The organism is Acidovorax sp. LjRoot194, assembly GCF_964253015.1.
Classification (GTDB): Bacteria; Pseudomonadota; Gammaproteobacteria; order Burkholderiales; family Burkholderiaceae_C; genus Acidovorax.
Genome location: NZ_CAXUQB020000001.1, coordinates 4145060 through 4162058, shown reverse-complemented (window position 1 = coordinate 4162058; position 16999 = coordinate 4145060). Strand labels below are relative to the sequence as shown.

19 protein-coding genes are annotated in these 16999 nt (G+C 68.8%); 7 read left to right on the top strand and 12 right to left on the bottom strand.

The annotated features are described in order from the left end of the window. Positions 1-7 precede the first annotated feature (7 nt). Positions 8-985 carry a Bug family tripartite tricarboxylate transporter substrate binding protein gene (locus tag ACSQ3N_RS18960; RefSeq protein WP_056170712.1) on the top strand — a complete coding sequence of 326 codons (978 nt, stop codon included), beginning with the start codon at positions 8-10 and terminating at the stop codon, positions 983-985. Positions 986-1102: 117 nt separating this feature from the next. Further along, entirely contained in the window at positions 1103-1879 is a 777-nt protein-coding gene (locus ACSQ3N_RS18955) for a fumarylacetoacetate hydrolase family protein (protein ID WP_056170709.1), read from the top strand. A gap of 54 nt (positions 1880-1933) precedes the next feature. Here the strand turns inward: ACSQ3N_RS18955 and ACSQ3N_RS18950 are convergent, their stop codons facing one another. From ACSQ3N_RS18950 to ACSQ3N_RS18935, 4 genes are all read right to left on the bottom strand, one after another. Next, the gene (locus ACSQ3N_RS18950) at positions 1934-2473 is read right to left on the bottom strand and encodes a DUF924 family protein (protein WP_056170080.1); all 540 of its coding nucleotides are present in this window, start codon (positions 2471-2473) and stop codon (positions 1934-1936) included. A 144-nt stretch (positions 2474-2617) separates the two neighbouring features. Further along, positions 2618-2845: a hypothetical protein gene (locus ACSQ3N_RS18945; RefSeq protein WP_056170078.1), complete on the bottom strand. Its 228-nt coding sequence runs from the start codon at positions 2843-2845 to the stop codon at positions 2618-2620. Between the two features lie 134 nt (positions 2846-2979). Beyond that, a complete protein-coding gene (locus tag ACSQ3N_RS18940) occupies positions 2980-3924 on the bottom strand; it encodes a DMT family transporter (RefSeq protein ID WP_436127521.1) in 945 nt (314 codons plus the stop codon). A 257-nt stretch (positions 3925-4181) separates the two neighbouring features. After that, on the bottom strand, positions 4182-4694 hold the full coding sequence (locus ACSQ3N_RS18935) for an MgtC/SapB family protein (protein ID WP_436147132.1): 513 nt from the start codon (positions 4692-4694) through the stop codon (positions 4182-4184). 509 nt (positions 4695-5203) lie between these two features. On the opposite strand from ACSQ3N_RS18935, the gene ACSQ3N_RS18930 reads away from it, so the two are divergent. Continuing rightward, entirely contained in the window at positions 5204-5794 is a 591-nt protein-coding gene (locus ACSQ3N_RS18930; RefSeq protein ID WP_436147131.1) for an NAD(P)H-dependent oxidoreductase, read from the top strand. A 9-nt stretch (positions 5795-5803) separates the two neighbouring features. On the opposite strand, the gene ACSQ3N_RS18925 is transcribed toward ACSQ3N_RS18930, so the two are convergent. Next, positions 5804-6661 (bottom strand): pseudouridine synthase, encoded by an 858-nt coding sequence (locus tag ACSQ3N_RS18925; protein WP_436147130.1) that lies wholly within the window; start codon positions 6659-6661, stop codon positions 5804-5806. A 110-nt stretch (positions 6662-6771) separates the two neighbouring features. On the opposite strand from ACSQ3N_RS18925, the gene ACSQ3N_RS18920 reads away from it, so the two are divergent. After that, the gene (locus ACSQ3N_RS18920; RefSeq protein WP_436147129.1) at positions 6772-7107 is read left to right on the top strand and encodes an ankyrin repeat domain-containing protein; all 336 of its coding nucleotides are present in this window, start codon (positions 6772-6774) and stop codon (positions 7105-7107) included. 50 nt (positions 7108-7157) lie between these two features. Here the strand turns inward: ACSQ3N_RS18920 and ACSQ3N_RS18915 are convergent, their stop codons facing one another. Next, on the bottom strand, positions 7158-7622 hold the full coding sequence (locus tag ACSQ3N_RS18915; protein WP_056170703.1) for a TerB family tellurite resistance protein: 465 nt from the start codon (positions 7620-7622) through the stop codon (positions 7158-7160). A 128-nt stretch (positions 7623-7750) separates the two neighbouring features. Between ACSQ3N_RS18915 and ACSQ3N_RS18910 the strand changes: the two genes are divergently transcribed. Then, positions 7751-8668 (top strand): DHH family phosphoesterase, encoded by a 918-nt coding sequence (locus tag ACSQ3N_RS18910; protein WP_436147128.1) that lies wholly within the window; start codon positions 7751-7753, stop codon positions 8666-8668. Positions 8669-8753: 85 nt separating this feature from the next. Here ACSQ3N_RS18910 and ACSQ3N_RS18905 read toward each other — a convergent pair whose 3' ends face one another. The 4 genes from ACSQ3N_RS18905 to ACSQ3N_RS18890 all read right to left on the bottom strand — a co-directional run bounded on the left by ACSQ3N_RS18905 (position 8754) and on the right by ACSQ3N_RS18890 (position 13914). Then, positions 8754-9962, bottom strand: coding sequence for a DUF1501 domain-containing protein (locus ACSQ3N_RS18905; protein WP_436147127.1), 1209 nt, complete (start codon positions 9960-9962; stop codon positions 8754-8756). A gap of 259 nt (positions 9963-10221) precedes the next feature. Then, entirely contained in the window at positions 10222-11814 is a 1593-nt protein-coding gene (locus ACSQ3N_RS18900; RefSeq protein ID WP_436147126.1) for a DUF1800 domain-containing protein, read from the bottom strand. Positions 11815-11990: 176 nt separating this feature from the next. Then, positions 11991-13259 carry an MFS transporter gene (locus ACSQ3N_RS18895; RefSeq protein WP_436147125.1) on the bottom strand — a complete coding sequence of 423 codons (1269 nt, stop codon included), beginning with the start codon at positions 13257-13259 and terminating at the stop codon, positions 11991-11993. A 157-nt stretch (positions 13260-13416) separates the two neighbouring features. After that, on the bottom strand, positions 13417-13914 hold the full coding sequence (locus ACSQ3N_RS18890) for a thermonuclease family protein (RefSeq protein ID WP_436147124.1): 498 nt from the start codon (positions 13912-13914) through the stop codon (positions 13417-13419). A gap of 531 nt (positions 13915-14445) precedes the next feature. On the opposite strand from ACSQ3N_RS18890, the gene ACSQ3N_RS18885 reads away from it, so the two are divergent. Next, positions 14446-15120: a DUF2242 domain-containing protein gene (locus ACSQ3N_RS18885; RefSeq protein WP_436147123.1), complete on the top strand. Its 675-nt coding sequence runs from the start codon at positions 14446-14448 to the stop codon at positions 15118-15120. Positions 15121-15177: 57 nt separating this feature from the next. On the opposite strand, the gene ACSQ3N_RS18880 is transcribed toward ACSQ3N_RS18885, so the two are convergent. After that, complete coding sequence (locus ACSQ3N_RS18880) at positions 15178-15717, bottom strand: RBBP9/YdeN family alpha/beta hydrolase (protein WP_436147122.1); 540 nt, start codon at positions 15715-15717, stop codon at positions 15178-15180. 130 nt (positions 15718-15847) lie between these two features. Here ACSQ3N_RS18880 and ACSQ3N_RS18875 point away from each other — a divergent pair, with 130 nt between their 5' ends. Continuing rightward, on the top strand, positions 15848-16285 hold the full coding sequence (locus ACSQ3N_RS18875; protein WP_056423167.1) for an Lrp/AsnC family transcriptional regulator: 438 nt from the start codon (positions 15848-15850) through the stop codon (positions 16283-16285). An 85-nt stretch (positions 16286-16370) separates the two neighbouring features. Here ACSQ3N_RS18875 and ACSQ3N_RS18870 read toward each other — a convergent pair whose 3' ends face one another. After that, entirely contained in the window at positions 16371-16916 is a 546-nt protein-coding gene (locus ACSQ3N_RS18870; RefSeq protein WP_436147121.1) for a dihydrofolate reductase family protein, read from the bottom strand. Positions 16917-16999: the final 83 nt, after the last annotated feature.

The window sequence follows — 16999 nt, the reverse complement described above, 5'->3', positions numbered from 1 at the left end:
AGCGATGATGAAAAGACGTTCCCTGATCCAGTCCGCTGGCGCGGCGGCGGCCTCGCTCGGCGCCCCGCGCCTGTTTGCGCAGGAGTGGCCCACCGGCCCGGTGCGCATCGTGGTGGGCTTTCCGCCCGGCGGCGGCACCGATGCGCTGGCGCGGGTGGTGGCGGTCAAGTTGTCGACCTTGTGGAAGCAGTCGGTCATCGTGGAGAACAAGGCGGGTGTGGCCGGCGTGCTGGCGGCCGAGTACGTGGCGCAGCAGCCCAGCGATGGCAGCACGCTGCTGATGGCGCACATCAACAGCCATGCGCTCGCGCCCAGCCTGCAGCCCAAGCTGCGCTACGACCCGCAAAAGGACTTCGTGCCCATCGTGATGGTGGGTGTAACGCCCAACCTGCTGATCGCGGGCCCTGCGCAAAAAGCGCTCACGGTGAAGGAACTCGTGGCCCTGTGCAAGGCCAACCCGGGCAAGGTGACCTTTGGCTCCGCAGGCCCGGGCTCTGCGCAGCACCTGGCGCTGGAGATGTTCAAGCTGCAGGCGGGTGTGGATGCCTTGCACGTGCCCTACAAGGGCAGCGGCCCCGCGCTGGCCGACCTGATGGGCAACCAGATCCAGTATTGCTTTGAAACCATGACCTCGGCCACGCCGCATGTCAAAAGCGGCAAGGTGGCGGCCGTGGCGCAGACGCGCACCAAGCGCGCCAAGGGGCACCCGGGCGTGCCCACCATGCAGGAACAGGGCTTCGAGGGTTTCGAGGCCACGACCTGGTATGGCCTGGTCGGCCCCGGCAAGCTGGCGCCCGGTATCGCGGACAAGATCAACCACGACGTGAACACCGTGCTGGCCATGCCCGATGTGCAGGAGCGCATGGACACCTACGGCGCCGAGGATGGCGGCGGCACCCGCGACAAGTTCAAGGATTTCATCGCCACCGAGATTGCCAAGTGGGGCAAGGTGGTGAAGGATGGCAATGTGAAGGTGGAGAGTTAAGTTAAGTGACCCCCTGAGTCGCTTCGCGCCTTGGGCCCTTGCACGGTGGCACGGGCCCGGGCCCGGGCTGCGCTTTTTGTAGGCTGCGTGCGATTGCAAAATACTGGGATGAATCAGATGCAGACAGACAAAGACCCGACCCGCGGATTGACCCACGCCCTGGTCGCCGCCTGGCAAACAGGCCAGACCACCATCGCCCTGCCGTGGGCCGGGGCGCTGGGCGATGCGGCTGCGGCCTATGCAGCGCAGGAGGCTGTGGCCCAGGGCATGGGCTGGTTTCGGGCAGGCCCGGCGCAGCACTGGAAGTCCGGCGGGCCCCATCGCCAGGCGGTGCTCACGCATGCGCCGCTGCCGCCCGCGGGCGTGCGCACCAGCCCGGCCGACTATGCAGACATGCGGTTCCACACGCCGGGCATCGAGGCCGAAATCGCGCTGCGCCTGGGCCGGGCCGTGTCGCCCGAACAAGCCGCGGCCATGACGCCGGCCACCGCGGGCCCATGGGTCGATGCGATGGCCGTGTCGATCGAGATCGTGGATTCGCGCTGGCAGGAAGGCGGCGACGCGCCCGCGCTGCTGCGCCTGGCCGACCTGCAGTCGCACGGCGCGCTGGTGCTCGGCGAGTGGGTGCCCTACGCGGCGCGGGACTGGGCCGCGCAGCCGTGCGAGGTGCGCATCGGCTCGCAGGCGCCGGTGGTGCGCCAGGGCACGCACCCGCTGGGCGATCCGGCCTGGCTGCTGCCGGTGTGGCTGCGCCACCTCACACGCAGCGGTGCGACCGTGCCTGCGGGTACGGTCGTGACGACGGGGTCCTGGGTGGGGTTGCTGCAGGCCCAACGGGGCGACAGCGTTGTGGTGTCTTTCGACGGTGTGGGCAGCGCCACGGCCCAGCTGTAGCTGCGCGCCGGAGCTGGCCCGCAGGCTTGGCTGGTGCAGGCCCTGCCGCGGTCCCTAGAACGACGAGCCGGGCTGCGCCAGAAAGGCGGTTTCCTGGGGCGTTGAATTGCGGCCCAGCGCCGCGTTGCGGTGCGGGTAGCGGCCAAAGCGCGCCAGGATTTCCTGGTGGCGCTGCTCGAACTGCAGGTTGTGCTCCAGCCCCGGCTGGCTGAACAAAGCCATGGCCTGCGCGTGGATGGTGAGCGATTCGCTGTGCATGTAGGGCATGTACGCAAAGGCGCGCTGCTCCACGGGCAGCTCGGCATCGCGCCGGCTGGCCACCAGCTCCTGTGCGAGCGTCAGGGCCTGGGCATCCTGTGCAAACGCCAGGGCCGAGCCGCGGTGGATGTTGCGCGAGAACTGGTCCAGCACCAGGATTTCCGCCAGCCGGCCCCGGGCGCTGTCGCGCCAGGTCCAGAGTTCTCCCAGTCGCGCGGCCTCCCACGTGGCGCCAAAGCGGGTGCGGATCAGGTCGTCGACCTTGTCGTCCTGCGCGAAGTGCTGGGCTGGGCTGAGTTCTTCGAACCAGAACCGCAGGATGTTTTCTGAAGGCATAGGGGCAAAGGCTAGTCGTTGAAAAGGGCGGTTGGTGCTGCTTCAGCAGACCACCGTGGCTGTGAAAAGCAGCCCACGGCGGCGCGCCTTGGGGCGCCGCCGCAGCGTGAGTGCGGCCTGCCGCAGCCCGCCCTGGTGAGCCTCTTACTTTTGCGCGTCCTTGTCCAGCCGGATCTTGCCGTCGCGCACGTACTGGTTGAACTGGTCGCGCGGTATGGCCGCGGAGCCGACGGCGTCGTTGTCGGCGGTCCAGCTCAGCGTGGTGCTGTCCTTGGCGGGCTCAAGCTCCACAGGGCCCTTGGGGATGGTGAGCGGTGCTCCGTCGCCCGGGGTGTAAGTGACGTGGCCTGCAATGGTGGCGTGTTGTGTCATGCGATCTCCTTGCGCGGCGCGTGCCGCAGTGCTGATCGCCCATTGCACTGCGACGCGGTCTGCGTGGCTGTAAGACCGCGCCCTGCGTGGGCGCGGGCCGCGTTCCAGCGTTGTGCTGTGGGGGGGCTGGCCGGTCAGGGCGGCACCACCGCCTGCGTACGCTCCTGCCGCACCAGGTACAGCCCGCTGCCGATGATGATGGCGCCGCCCAGCAGCGTGGAATAGCCCGGCACCGTCTGCCACAGCACCCAGTCCAGGCCCATGCCCCAGGCCAGGGCCGTGTATTCGAACGGCGCCACCACCGACGCCTGCCCGTGGCGGAAGGCCTCGGTGATCGCCAGTTGCCCCAGAAAGCCTGTGACGGCGAGGCCCGCCACCAGCGGCCAGTGCGCCCGGTCCACACCCACCCAGCCGGGCCAGGCCAGTGCGCCCGCGCCCAGGGCCAGGAGCGTGGTGGTCCAGAACACCAGGCTGGCGCTGGAGTCGGTGCGGGTCAGCACCCGCCCCGTGATGGCCGACACGGCGTACCCGCAGGCGGCGCCCAGCACTGCGAGTGCCCCCAGCGTGAAGAACGCATCCTGGCTGGGCCGCAGCGCCACCAGCACGCCGACCATGCCCAGCGCAATGGCCACCCAGTGCGCGGCGCGCACCTTCTCGCGCAGCACCACGGTGGAGAGCGCGGTGATGAGCAGCGGCGCAATGAAGAACAGCGTGTAGGCCTCGGCCAGGCCCAGCTCCTTGAGCGCGTAGGCGAACAGCCCCAGCATCGAGATGTTGAGCACGCCGCGCAGCAGGTGCAGCGGCCAGCGCACCTTGAGCAGCCCGCGCACCTCGCCGCGCCACAGCACGTACAGGGCCACCAGCGGCAAGGCCGCCCAGCCGCGCAGCGCCGCCACCTGCATGGCGGGGTAGCTGGCCGACAGCGTCTTGAGCAGCGCGTCCATCAATGAAAAACACCCCACCGCCAGCACCATGGCTATGATGCCGCGCAGGTTGCCGGAGGCCTCGGCCTGCGCTGCGGTGGCGGCGTTGTCGGCGGCAGGGGCTTGCAGCGTGCCGGGTTCGCGGGCCTGGCTCATGGGCACAGCGCCCCGTGGCTGCTGGCGGCGCAGGGGGCTTCAAGCGCCCGAGAATCTCCGCGCACAGGGCGCGTGGAATGGGGCATCGCTGCCGTGTCGCTCAGGGGAAGTGCGCGCTGCGCTGGTTGGCGGTGCATGGGACTGCCGGCGGCATGCGGGTGCTGTCTGCGCATGCCGAAGGCCCGTGTGGAGGAGGGCCAAAAAGTGTAGCGCACGCGCGGGCCGCTGCAGCCGCCCGCGTGGCAGGTTTAGCGCGCTCAGTCGTCTTCGCGCCGGGGTTGTGTGGCGGTGCGCGCCATCCGGTCGTGCAGCATCGGCATGGCCCACAGCACCAGCAGCGCCAGCAGCGTGCTCAGCACGGCCGTGGTCTCGCGGCCAAGGCCGGCCGCCACGCCGATGGCGGCGGTGAGCCAGATACCCGCCGCCGTGGTCAGCCCCTTGACCTGGCTTTCGGCATCGCCCTTGAGGATGGTGCCGGCGCCCAGAAAGCCCACGCCCGCGATGATGCCCTGCAGCACCCGGCTGTTGTCGGCCGGCTCGATGCCCGCCTGCTGGGCGACCAGCACGAACAGGGCCGCCCCCATCGACACCAGCATGTGGGTGCGCACGCCGGCCGCCTTGCCCGCGTGTTCGCGTTCCCACCCGAGCAGGCCGCCCAACACCCCGGCCATCGTCAGGCGCACGACGATGCGTGTGGCCTGGCCCACGTCGGTGACGTCCGAAAACTCGGACGCCACCGTGCTGGTGATTTCGTGCCAGATATCAGCCATGGGAGCGGTCCTTGGATGCGGCGATCAGCGCCGTGGAAGACTCCGTGCACGGGCACGGTGAACGCAGCGACATCAGTGGACACAGTGGGCTGGCAAGAGCATGCATGGTGCAGGGTTGGGGTAGGTAGGGGTTAGGGATGAGGGCGCCGGCTGGGCCACCGTCCGCGCACTGTGCGCCTTGCCGCGGCAGCCGTCTACAGGCGACCGACCGCCCGGCGGGTAGGACACAGCCGACGCCGCCAGTCACGCAGGCCCGTGTTGAACAAAAAAAATGGCAAAAATATGCCTCTACCGCTTGCCAGGAAAGCGCCAGCAGCTATTAAAAAAGGAGCGTTTCAATCACGCTCGGACACCGCGCGCATCAGGTCTTACATCCTTGTTCGCCAGGCTCGGGTCGCACCGCTTGCATGGCACCCTGCTGCGTGCCACGATGCGCGGTGGGCCCCCACGCCGCCGTTTGCCCAGGCCGCCGCCCCTGGGGCCTGGCGCGGCCCGGTGAGGAGCCCCCCATGACCCCGCAGCGCATCGTCCTGATCCAGGGACACCCCGACGCCAGCGCGCCCCATCTGTGCCATGCCCTGGCGCAGGCGTACGCCCAGGGCGCCACCAGTGCCGGCCACGCGGTGCGGCACATCGACGTCGCCGCCATCGACTTCGCACTGCTGCGCAGCCAGCACGAATGGGAGCTGGGCTTGCTGCCGGCACGGCTCAAGCCTGCGCAAGAGGACATTGGCTGGGCGCAGCACATCGTCCTTTTCTTTCCGCTGTGGCTGGGCGACATGCCGGCCTTGCTCAAGGGCTTTCTGGAGCAAGTGGCGCGGCCCGGCTTTGCGTTCACCACCGAGGGCAGCAACCCGTTCGGCCGCAAGGGGCTGACCGGCCGCAGCGCGCGCGTGGTCGTGACCATGGGCATGCCGGCGCTGGTCTACCGCTGGTACTTCCGGGCGCACAGCGTGAAGTCGCTGGAGCGCAATATTCTGGGCTTTGTGGGCATCGCCCCCGTGCACGAGACCCTGGTGGGCAGCGTGGAGCAACTGGGCGACGGCGGGGTGGCCAAGTGGAAGGCGCGCATGCAGGCGCTGGGTGCGAAGGCCGCGTAGGGCTATCGCCTAGGGCCGGGCTGCTCCCGGCAGGGCTTTTGAAAGGTTTTCCGGAAGATCGTCGGAGCGCTGCCAGGGCAGCACCGCCAGCAGGCGCTCCCAGTCGGCCGTGGGGGCTGCGCGCAAGGCGTTCCCGTTGTGATTGCCGTTGCCTTTGCCGCCATCGTCCACTGCGACAGGGCTGCCGGGCAGGGCCGTCGGCCACTGCAGTCCGCTGTCGAAGGTCATGTGCACCCCGCTCACCGGGTGCGGCACCGTGAGCTGCCACGCATGCAGCCACAGCCGCTGCTGGCCCAGGCGCTCGGCCCACCAGCGGTTGATGGGGCCCTTGCCATGGGTCGCATCGCCGATGATGGGGTGCGCCAGGTGCTTGAGGTGGCGGCGGATCTGGTGGCGTCGGCCTGTGGTCGGTATGGCCTCGACCAGCGATGCGCGCGTGCTGGCAAAGCGGGCGTCGCTGGCCTCGGGCAGCGTGAGCTGTGCCAGGCGCTGAAAGCGCGTGTGGGCCTCCTGCACCGCGGCATCGGCCGGTGCGTCATCGGGCTTGAGCGCGTGGTCCACCTCGATGGCACCCGGCGCCCAGCCGCGCACCAGCGCCAGGTAGCGCTTGTGCGTGGCCTGGTGCTCGAAAGCCTGCGACAGTGCGCGCGCCGCATCGCTGTGCAGCGCCATCACCAGCACGCCGCAGGTGCCCTTGTCCAGCCGGTGCACGGGGAACACGTGCTGGCCCAGCTGGTCGCGCAGGGTCTGCATCACAAAGCGCGTTTCGCCCGCGTCCAGCCCCGTGCGGTGCACCAGCCAGCCAGCGGGCTTGTAGACGGCCACGAGGTGCTCGTCGCGCCAGAGGATGTGCAGGGGAGGGTGCATGAAAGAGGCCGGGCCGGTGGCGCAGGCCGAATGAGGGAAGGCGCGCATTGTGCAGCACGCCGGGCGTACCTACACTGCGGCGATCAAGTTCATGCAAAGGATTGCTGCGTATGTCGGCCGGAGACTGGAAAGACATGTATGCCGCCGCCCTGGCAGGCGACCTGGCGCTGGTGCGCCACCACATCGGCGCGGGCGTGAACCCCAACTACCAGCATCCCGAGATCCTGTGCACCCCGCTGGTGGCGGCCCTCATCCACGGGCACGATGCCATCGCGCACTACCTGCTCGACCACGGCGCAGACCCGCAGCTGCGCTCGGAGTTCGACGGCATGACGCCGCTGCAGGCGGCCCGGCGCCATGGGCGCACAGAGTTCGTCACGCTGCTGCGTGAGCGCGGTGTGCGGGAGGTCAAGAACCCCTTCTGGTGGCGCTGGCTGCCGGTGTAGACGCCCCCTGAGTCGTATGCGGTGCAGACGATTCAGACGATTCAGACGATTCAGACGCCAGCCGCTTCCTTCGCGCGCATCTTGGCGGCGATGTACTCGCCGTGCGTCACATGCAGCAGGCCGGCCACCTTGCTGATGGTATGCATCTCGTTCTCGTCCAGGCGTGCGTCGGCGTACGCCACCTGCCACATGGCTTCGACCAGTTGCACCTTCTGCGGCTGCGTGAAGTGGTCGTTCAGGCTGCCGGTGAAGCGCTGGTAGTCGTAGGCGCTGCGGGAGGTGTCGACGGCCAGCTCCAGTAGGCGGTCCAGCTCATCGCCCGCCAGGTCGAACTTGCTGCGCAGGGCGGTGACCATGGCCGTGCGTTCGGCCGGGTCCATGGCCGCATCGAACCGCACCACCTCCACCAGCAGTACGGCGGCGGCCAGTTGCACGGCGTGGGCCTGGTCTTGTGCCGTGGCGGTGTGGGCCGGTTGCATCAGGCTGTCGAGCAGGTCTTTGAGTGTCTGGAACATGGGGTGTGCTTTCTGTGGAGCCGGGGCGTGCATGTACGCATGGATGGAGGCCGCAGGGCCGCGCTTGGTTCCCTGGCTGGCGATGCAGTGCTCGCCGCCTGCCACCGCCCCGGCGACAATCGGGGGCCATGACGAAGAAAACCATACTCCCCCTGCAACTGCTGGTTGCGCCCGACAAGAACGACCCGGCCCCGCTGATTCTGTACCACGGGCGCAACTGCCCCGATGGCTTTGGCGCGGCGCTGGCCGCATGGCTGTACTACGGCGACCGTGCCGAATACGTGGGGCTGGACCACGGCGATATCACCACCGTGGACGACCTGCCGCCGGTGCAGGGCCGGGCGGTCTACATCCTCGACTTCTCGTTCGCCGCCGAGGTGATGACCGCCATCGACGAACGCGCGGCCAAGCTCGTGATGCTGGACCACCACAAGAGCGCGGCCGAAAAGCTCACCGGCTTTGCCTGCCGCTGCGGCGTGGTGCACTTCGACATGAGCAAGTCGGGCGCGCGCCTGGCGTGGGAGTTCTTTCATCCGCACGAGCCCGTACCCGCGCTGCTGCAGTATGTGGAAGACCGCGACATCTGGAAGTGGGAGTTCCCGGAAAGCGGGGCCTTCCTGTCGGCGCTCGACATGGAAGAGCAGGGCTTTGCGCGCTGGCAGCAGATCGCAGCCTTCACGCCCGACGAGCTCACGCAGTTCATGGCGCGCGGCGCGGCCATGGACGAGAAGTACCGCAAGCTGTGCGCGAGCATCGCCGAAGGCGCGCAGCCGCTGGTGTTCAACGGCATCACTGGCCTGATGGTGAACGCGCCCGGCATGTTCCACAGCCTGGTGGGCGACATCCTCTCGGCCAAGACCGGCACCTTCGCGCTGATGTGGAGCGCGGGTGAGAAGGGCGTGAAGGTGGGCCTGCGTGCACAGCGCAACTTCGACTGCATTGCGCTCGCCGAAAGCATGGGCGGCGGCGGCCACGCGCAGGCGTGTGGTTTCAAGATGAAGATCGAACGCCTGCCCGAACTGCTGACGGGCACGTTCAACGCCTGACCCGGCCGATATCGGGGCTCTGCAGGCCGCTACCGCTTGATAGGTGAGCGCTGGCAGCTATCGAAAATATAGCAATCGATTGCGGCTACACCAGCCGCAGGTCCACGCCCCGCGTGCCAGGGAACACCCGCCCCACGGCCGCAGCGTTGAGCCCGTACATCCGTGCGAACAGCCCGCCCAGCACCGCACGGTAGTCGTTGAGCACGGGGTAGTCGCGGTTCTGGAACAGCGTGGTGGCCGACAGCGCCTGCTGCTCGCCCGCAATGCGCCCGCCGCCGACGCCGCCGCCCAGCACCCAGAAGACGGTGCCGTGGCCGTGGTCGGTGCCGCGGTTGCCGTTTTCGCGGAAGGTGCGGCCGAACTCGCTGACCACCACGACCACGGTGTTCTTCCAGGCCGCCGTGCCCATCTCGTCCGCAAAGCCCGCCAGGCCGCGGCCCAGTTCTTCGAGGCGGTTGGCCAGCGCGCCCGTGGCGTTGCCCTGGCCCACGTGCGTGTCCCACCCGCCCACGTCGACAAAGCCCAGGTGGTAGCGCGTCTGCATCAGCCGCGCCATGCGCCGCGCCGTGCCCTCGAAGCCCTTGGTGCTCAGCGCATTACGGCTGGCGGCATCCATCTCGCCCTGCATGCTGCGGGCCACCTCGCCCTGTGTGGCAAAGCCCTCGGCCACGGGCCGGGCCAGGCTGGTGCTGCGGTACATCATGTCGATGAGCCCGGCCTGCCGCTCGTCCACGCCGGGCTTGCCGGCCGCGGCGGCCAGCGCCGTGTTGGGGACATCGACCGTGCCGCGCAGCACCAAGGGGAGGGTGCTGGTGAAGGCCATCGGCGATGCGTCTTGCTGCCGGGCGCCCAGCTCGGCCGCCAGGCGGTTGAGGAAGCCCGACCCATAGTCGCGCCGCCCCGCCAGGGGCTGACCCAGCTCGATGCTGTCCTGCGTGTCGAAGTGGCTGCGCGACAGGTCTTCGGTGCCGGCAAACGGGACGAAGGCCAGCTCGCGCCGCTGGTAAAGCGGCAGCATCGACTGCGCCAGCACCGGGTGCAGGCCCCAGTCGCTGGTCAGCTCCAGCGCGCCGCCCTCCTGCCCGGGGCGGGCGATGGCGATGTTGGGGCGGTTCTCGTAATAGAAGCTGCTGCTGGTGGGCACCAGCAGGTTCGCGCAGTCGTACCCGCCGCGCAGGAACACGAGCAGCAGGCGCGCGTCGCCTGCGCGCGGGGCAGCGGACACCTGGGCGGAAGCGGTGGCAATGCCCAGGGCGCCAGCGCCCAAAGCCTGGAGATAGTGTCGTCTCAGCATGTGATCTCCTTGAATGACGTCGGCGAATGGCATGCACTATTGCGCTCGAATTTCGCACTCTCGAAGCGAGGGCAGCTGTGCAAGGGCCGCCCCGCCGCACTGGCTGCGTCCCCCTTCCCGAACCGCGCAGCGGGTCGAGAGAAGGGGCTGAAGGCCGCGGCTCCAAGCCTGCCTGCGCAGGCTTGGACGTGCCTGAAGAGCGACAGCCTCCGGCGGACGCACCGAGGCGCGAAGCGACTCAGGGGGATGTACTCCATCTCTAGCCGTGCATGAATTCGGGAGATGAAAGGAACAAAAGGTTCCATTCCCGCGGCGAATTCGCCTGCACCAGCGCGGCGCGTGTGGCCGGGGCCAGGGTGGCGTCGATCTGGCGCAGGTAGGGCGTCTGCGACAGCGCAGGCGGCGGTGTGCGCTGGCTCGGCGCGCCCGCGTTGGCGACGGCACCGGCACCCAGCGCGCGGGCTGCCTCGAAGCGCGTGCTCATCTGGCCCGAGCCCGACCAGGTGGCGGAGTCGAGCGGGTACCCGTCGGGCGTGGCGCGGCCGTAGAGCGGCTCGGCCAGGCGCTGCAGCCAGCCCAGCAAGGGCTCAGTGTTGGCCAGCACCGGCTGGTCGCCGTGCACCAGCCGGGCGCCGGCCAGCACGTACTGCACCGGGTCGCGAAAGCGCTGGCCCAGCGAGGCCTGGAACTCGCCCGCCTGGAACAGCGCGGCCAGCACCGCGGCGATGTCGCCGTCGGTGCGCTCGAAGGTGCGGGCCAGGGTGTCGAGCAGGGCGGGCGAGGGTGCGTCGCCCACCAGGTAGACGGCCATCTTGCGCGTGATGAAGCGGGCCGTGGCGCTGTGGCGGGCCAGGCGGTCCAGCGCCTCGTCCAGCTCTGCCAGGCCCTGGGCGCGCAGGGGCTGGCCGAGCAGGGTCTTGGCGTCCCAGTCGTGGCGCGCGGGGTTGAACTCGAACAAACCCTGGCGAACGTATTGGGCGCGCAGCGCGGGCTTCATGCGCGGCGGCTCGTCGTCCAGCGGGCGCATGCTGACACCCACGCCCGTGAGCACGCGCGCCAGCTCCTGCACGTCCTGCTGGCTGTAGCCGCCGCCCACGCCCAGGGTGTGCAGCTCCATCAGCTCGCGGGCGTAGTTCTCGTTGATGCGGCCTACGGCGTTCTGCACGTTGTCCAGGTAGTACAGCATGGCCGGGTGGCGCGTGGTGGCGCCCAGCAGGTCGCGAAAGCGGCCCAGCGCATGCGGGCGCACGGCGCGCTCTTCATAGTCGCCCACGGCGGCGCGCAGGTTGGCCTTGCCGGCAAAGATGTTGAAGTGGTTCATCCAGAACCAGGTCATCTTCTCGCGCAGCTGGGCGGGCGAGTACAGCGCGCGCAGCACGAAGCGCTGGCTGGCCTCGCGCTGCAGGTTGCGCATGTCTTTTTGCCAGGCCTCCAGCGCGGTCTTGCGTTCGTCTTCGGTGGGCAGTGCGCGCGCTTCGCGCTGGCGCTCCTGCATCTGCAGGGCCAGGGTGTCGAACGGGATCCGCGTGATGGCCATGGCGTCGATCTGCGCCTGGGCGTCGCCGGGCAGCGGCGCGTCGGCGGGGGGGCGCAGCTGGCTGGCCAGCCAGGCCTGCATGCCCTGCGGTGCCATGGCCTGCGCGCCCTGCGCGGTGCTGCCCCAGGTGATGCGGTCCACCAGCCGCGCACGCACGGCGTCGTCGGCTGCATCGGCCGGCGCCGCGGGCACGGCCGCCCAGGTGGGCAGGGCAGGCAAAGCGCTGGCCGATGCGCCCAGCGCTGCGAGTGCCAGCCATTGGCGGCGGTTGATGGGCGGGGTGGTGCTCAACAAAGCGGGCGTGTCATGGCGCATGGTGCGGGTGTCCTGCAAGCCCATCGATGCCAGGGCTGGGGCGCCATGCTGCGCTTGCCGCGCAGGCAAGGCAAGGCCCCGCAGCGGGTTTTACCCACGCGATACAAACGCGCCGAAGGTTGTGAGCAGCTGTAGCGGCCGGCCATGTTGAGCCCGCACCGAGCGGCCCGGGGGAGCTATCGGGCCTGCGCGGCTTCCTCGAACTTGTCCACCTTGCGCAGTGGCTTGAACACCGTGGCCCAGGTCGCCACCACGCCCAGCGTGCACAGGCCGCCCACGATGGCGGCAGGCACTGCACCCAGCCACGCCGCGCTGGTGCCGGCGCGGAACTCGCCCAGTTCATTCGATGAGCCGATGAATAGCATGTTCACCGCGTTCACCCGCCCGCGCATGGTGTCGGGGGTCGAGAACTGCACCAGCGCCCCGCGGATGTACACGCTCACCATGTCGGCCGCACCCGCCACCAACAGCGCTGCGAACGACAGCCAGAACACCGTCGACAGCGCAAACACCAGGTTGGCCGCGCCGAACACCGCCACCGCGATGAACATGGTGCGCCCCACATGGCGGTTGAAGGGGCGCATGCTCAGGTACAGCCCCGCGCTCACCTCGCCCACGGCCATGGCGCTGCGCAGCGCCCCCAGGCCGGTGGGGCCGACGTGCAGCACCTCGTGGGCGTAGATGGGCAGCAGCGCGATCACGCCGCCCAGCAGCACGGCAAACAGATCGAGCGAGATGGTGCCCAGGATGATCGGCCGCGTGCGGATGAAGGTGATGCCCGCGCCAAAGCGCTCGAACATCGTGCCCTGCGTGGGGCCGGGCGCGGTGGCGTGCGCCACCACCACGCGCAGCAGCAGCACCACGCCGAGCGCAAAGCACACGCAGCACACGGCGTACGTCAGCTCGCCGCCGCCCAGCGCATACAGCAGCCCGCCCAGCAGCGGCCCGCCGATGCTGGCCACGCGCATGAGCATGCTGTTGGCCGCAATGGCCTGCGCCAGCTGTGCGCGTGGCACGATCTGTGGCAGCAGGCTTTGCATGGCCGGGCCCGAGAAAGCGCGCGAGCAGCCGTACAGCACCAGCACCGCGTAGATGCCCGCCACCCCGCTGGCCCCGTGGCCCGACAGCCACCACAGCAGTGCGCTGCACACGCCGCCCACCGACCAGCTGATGGCCAGGATGCGCTTGCGCTCGAACCGGTCGATCAGGTCGCCGGCCGGCAACAGCAGGCACAGCATGGGCAGGAACTGCGCCAGGCCCACATAGGCCAGCGCCAGCGGCTCGCGCGTCAGGTCGTACACCTGCCAGGCCACCACCACCGCCTGCACCTGGGTGGCCACCACGGCCACCACCCGGGCGATCAGAAAGGAAATAAAGCCGGAATGGCGGTAGACACTGGCCGTCTCGGCATCGGGTGCCGCAAGAGTGGGTTGGGGGGCTGTCATGAAAAGGCGAAAGGCAGGCAGGGCGGCCGGCTGCAGAGCGTGCCGCAGGGGCCGGGGGAAAGACCCTTCGATGCTACTGGCTTAGCCGCGCGTTTGCCGGGCGGCGAGGTAAAGACCCCCAGAAGCGCCAACGACATCGTAGGCGTCGCCAGCGTCTTCAATGCCTGCTGCGGCGGTGCCGGTAGTCCCACGGCGCCTGCGGGCGGCGCTGCGACCACAGCCCCGTGCCGCCGCTGCGCGCCTGGCTTTGCAGTGGTACCAGATGCGGGTGGGCGCTGGCATACGGCGTGTACACCCAGGCCAGCCCCGCACGCACCTGCGCTGTGGCGACGTCGGTGCTGCCACAGCGCACGTTGGCGACCGTGCGTCCGTAGCTGTCTTCGTCCACCGGCTGCAACGCGGCGCGCTGCCTGAAGCACAGCCGCGCCAGATTCTGCCGCGACATCTGGCCGAAGGCCTGGCGCGACTCTGGCGCATCGATGGCTGCCACGCGCACCTTGACCTGCTCATAGGTGCCGGGCGTGCCGCAGCGGGCCGTGAGGGTGTCGCCGTCGCTGATGGCGACGACCAGGCAGAGCAGGGTGGCAAGGGGCACGGTGGTGGGGGCGGATTTGACGGCTGGCAATGCGGCGGGCCCGTCGGTGGCGCAGCGCATGGGTGTGGGGCCGTTTGGGGCCTTGCCGCTCGATGGATATGCGCAATTAGCTATCAATAGTATAGCTGTTGACGGCTGCGTCCGATGGGGTGGCAGGGTGCGCAGGCTGGGGCAGCAATGCCGGTTTTTTGGGCAGTGCGGTGGGCGCGAGCGCTGGCGCGGGTTTTGCGGCTTGTTCCATGATTTATCCACAGCTTGCTGCACATGGAACGGGCATAACTGGCCGTGTCGGCTGGGAGGAGGGAAAATCGGCACAGGCGCTGGTGTCCTTTGCGCCAGCAGCTATCCATTCAGAAGCAGATTCAGGGTAGACGCTGGCCCGTGGTGCAAATTGATACGTTCAATCGCCATTTCCTGACGGTGACCTGCGTAAGCTGGCGGCATAGTGCAGTGCAGCATCGCGCGTGCGGCGCAGGCCGGAATTCATAGAATCCACGGAACCGGGCGCCGCGGGTGCCGTCACAGTACGCGGGGCCGGCAGCCCTGCTGCGGCCCCTGCCAGCGCCCACGCCATTGATTGGTGAGATCGACATGACCCAGACCCAGACCCGAACCGAGATCCAGACACCCCACCAGGAGCATCTGTTGCCAGACGTTGCGTGTCCCCTCACGCCGTCGCTGACGGACTCCCTTTTTGGCAGGGGCCCACGGCGACCTGCGGCGCGCAGCGTTGCCGCAGCCGTGCTGGTGGGGGCGGCGGTGCTGCTGGCCGGCTGCGTGGGTACGAACGTGAAGACGTTCGGCGTGCAGGAAAGCTTCGGCTCGGTGACCACCTACTCGCGCATGTTCGACGCCACGCCGGCCCAGACCTGCGAGGCGTCGCGCCGGGCCCTGCTGAGCCAGGGCTACATTATCTCGTCGAGCAGCGCCGACCTGGTGGAGGGCAAGAAAAGCTTTCAGCCCGAGGCCGAATCGCATTTGCAGATGGTCGTGCGCGTGGTCTGCGTGCCCGAGGCCAGTGACGGCAAGGTGAGCCTGGGCTTCGTCACCGCGCTGCAGGACACCTACGCGCTGCGCAAGACCAACAACTCCGCCAGCCTGGGGGTGGGCGCCATCGGTTCGGTGTCGCTGCCGCTGTCGGCCAGCAGCGAGTCGATGGTCAAGGTGGGCAGCGAGACCATCTCCAAGGACACGTTCTACGAAAGCTTCTTCGACCTGGTCAAGCGCTACCTCGTCATTGATCAGGCACAGGCGCTGGGCGGCTGAGCCCACTGCGATGGTGCTGTGCCACCCGCGCCAGCCTTGACTGCGTGCGCTGCGTTCTCAGACTGCCTGCGCGCGCCAGCGCTCCACGTGTTTCCACCCTTGCGGCCATGCGCCCAGGCCGCTGTCGGCATTGATGTGGCCTGCAGCGCCCAGCACCACATGCTCGGCCTCCCAGTCGGCCGCACGCAGCGCTGAAAAGCCGGGCGTGGAATAGGGGTCGTCGGTGCTGCTGATGAGCGTCAACCGGCGCATCGGCGGCAGGGCGCCTGGAAGCGGCGCAAAGCCTTGCGCATCGGCTGGAAAGTTCGGCCCCACCGGGTCGGGCACGGCCACCAGCAGCATGGCGTGCACGGGCCTCGTGCTCAGGGCCGCCCAGTGCACCGCCACCAGGCAGCCCAGGCTGTGCGCCACCAGAATCGGCGGTTCGCTCGCGCGGGCCACGGCAGCGTCCAGCGCCTGCACCCAGTCGCTGCACAGCGGGTGGTCCCAGTCGGACTGCTGCACGCGCGAGACGCCGGCATGCTGCGCTTGCCACAATGATTGCCAGTGAAGCGGACCGGAGTTGTGGATGCCGGGGATGAGCAGGACAGGGCGCATGGCGTGATGTTTCTCGAGGTGGTGAAAGACCGTCTACGATAGGCACGGCGCGCATTCCCGACCAGGGGGCATCATCGAAAAGCGCACCCCCAAACCTTGAACCCATCGCCTGCTGGCAAAGGACTTGCACGTGGAGCTGGACAAGAAAGACCGTCAGATCCTCATGGCGCTGCAGCGCGACGCGCGGCAGAGCCTGTCGGCGCTGGGCAAGCAGATCGGCCTGTCGCAGCCCGCGATGAGCGAGCGCGTGAAGAAGCTCGAAGACGCGGGCGTGATCGCCGGCTACGCGGCCCGCATCGACCTGGCGGCGGTGGGCCTGGGCCTGCAGGCCGTGGTGCGGGTGCGCACCACGCACGAACACATCCAGCGCTACGTGCAGCTGTTCCAGTCCATGCCCGAGGTGCTGGACGCCGTGCGCGTCACGGGCGAAGACTGCTTCGTGGTGCGCTGCGCCTTCGGCCAGCCCGCGGACCTGGAGCGCGTGGTGGACGCACTGGCTGCGCACGGCAGCGTGTCCACGTCGCTGGTGCTGTCGCACCCGGTGAGCAAAACGGTGGCGCTGGACTGAGCGTCTTTTGAGCTAAAAACGCCGCTACCGCTTGTTGATAAAGCGCTGACAGCTATAGAAAGCATAGCGGTGGGCAGCAAGTGCATCAGGGCCGCTGCACCGCATATCGCAACTCCGCAAAGATGCCGCCCAGCGTGGCCACCGACTGCAGGCGCAGCGCCCCAGGCTGTGTGATCTGCCGCGGCAGCAGCGGCGCGCCCGCGCCCAGCGTGACCGGTGCCACCTGCACGATCAACTCGTCCAGCAGGCCTGCATCGTGGAACTGCCCCACCAGTTCACCACCGCCCACGACCCACACATTGCGCCCCGCCGCGGCCTGCACCATGGCCTGGTGCACGGGCCGCACATCGCCCTTTACAAAGCGCACATCGGCACCGGCCACGCTGCGCAGCGTGCGCGAGGTGAACACCCACGCGGGCTGTTCATACGGCCACGGCTGGCCCGCGCCGATGGCATTTTTCAGCATCCATTCGTAGGTGTGCGAACCCATGGCCAGCGCACCCACATCGCGGATGAAGGCGGGGTAGCTGCTGCCCTCGATGTCGCCGAACTGCAGCAGCCAGGACAGGTCGTGGTCGGGCGTGGCAATGAATCCGTCCAGGCTGGATGCGCCGTAGAACTGCGTTGTCATACGTACCTTCGTGTCTTGGTCAGCTCGGGACTCTAGGGCGTGCTGGTGACAGCGTGCTGGCAACAATGGAATGTGTTGCCGAT

Excerpts from the sequence above, each read along its gene's own strand:
- ACSQ3N_RS18890 (WP_436147124.1), bottom strand. The coding sequence starts at position 13,914 with ATGCGCTGCGCCACCGACGGGCCCGCCGCATTGCCAGCCGTCAAATCC.
- ACSQ3N_RS18895 (WP_436147125.1), bottom strand. The coding sequence starts at position 13,259 with ATGACAGCCCCCCAACCCACTCTTGCGGCACCCGATGCCGAGACGGCC.
- ACSQ3N_RS18950 (WP_056170080.1), bottom strand. The coding sequence starts at position 2,473 with ATGCCTTCAGAAAACATCCTGCGGTTCTGGTTCGAAGAACTCAGCCCA.
- ACSQ3N_RS18880 (WP_436147122.1), bottom strand. The coding sequence starts at position 15,717 with ATGCGCCCTGTCCTGCTCATCCCCGGCATCCACAACTCCGGTCCGCTT.
- ACSQ3N_RS18920 (WP_436147129.1), top strand. The coding sequence starts at position 6,772 with ATGTCGGCCGGAGACTGGAAAGACATGTATGCCGCCGCCCTGGCAGGC.
- ACSQ3N_RS18960 (WP_056170712.1), top strand. The coding sequence starts at position 8 with ATGAAAAGACGTTCCCTGATCCAGTCCGCTGGCGCGGCGGCGGCCTCG.
- ACSQ3N_RS18930 (WP_436147131.1), top strand. The coding sequence starts at position 5,204 with ATGACCCCGCAGCGCATCGTCCTGATCCAGGGACACCCCGACGCCAGC.
- ACSQ3N_RS18915 (WP_056170703.1), bottom strand. The coding sequence starts at position 7,622 with ATGTTCCAGACACTCAAAGACCTGCTCGACAGCCTGATGCAACCGGCC.
- ACSQ3N_RS18925 (WP_436147130.1), bottom strand. The coding sequence starts at position 6,661 with ATGCACCCTCCCCTGCACATCCTCTGGCGCGACGAGCACCTCGTGGCC.
- ACSQ3N_RS18870 (WP_436147121.1), bottom strand. The coding sequence starts at position 16,916 with ATGACAACGCAGTTCTACGGCGCATCCAGCCTGGACGGATTCATTGCC.
- ACSQ3N_RS18885 (WP_436147123.1), top strand. The coding sequence starts at position 14,446 with ATGACCCAGACCCAGACCCGAACCGAGATCCAGACACCCCACCAGGAG.
- ACSQ3N_RS18900 (WP_436147126.1), bottom strand. The coding sequence starts at position 11,814 with ATGCGCCATGACACGCCCGCTTTGTTGAGCACCACCCCGCCCATCAAC.
- ACSQ3N_RS18945 (WP_056170078.1), bottom strand. The coding sequence starts at position 2,845 with ATGACACAACACGCCACCATTGCAGGCCACGTCACTTACACCCCGGGC.
- ACSQ3N_RS18955 (WP_056170709.1), top strand. The coding sequence starts at position 1,103 with ATGCAGACAGACAAAGACCCGACCCGCGGATTGACCCACGCCCTGGTC.
- ACSQ3N_RS18935 (WP_436147132.1), bottom strand. The coding sequence starts at position 4,694 with ATGGCTGATATCTGGCACGAAATCACCAGCACGGTGGCGTCCGAGTTT.
- ACSQ3N_RS18905 (WP_436147127.1), bottom strand. The coding sequence starts at position 9,962 with ATGCTGAGACGACACTATCTCCAGGCTTTGGGCGCTGGCGCCCTGGGC.
- ACSQ3N_RS18910 (WP_436147128.1), top strand. The coding sequence starts at position 7,751 with ATGACGAAGAAAACCATACTCCCCCTGCAACTGCTGGTTGCGCCCGAC.
- ACSQ3N_RS18940 (WP_436127521.1), bottom strand. The coding sequence starts at position 3,924 with ATGAGCCAGGCCCGCGAACCCGGCACGCTGCAAGCCCCTGCCGCCGAC.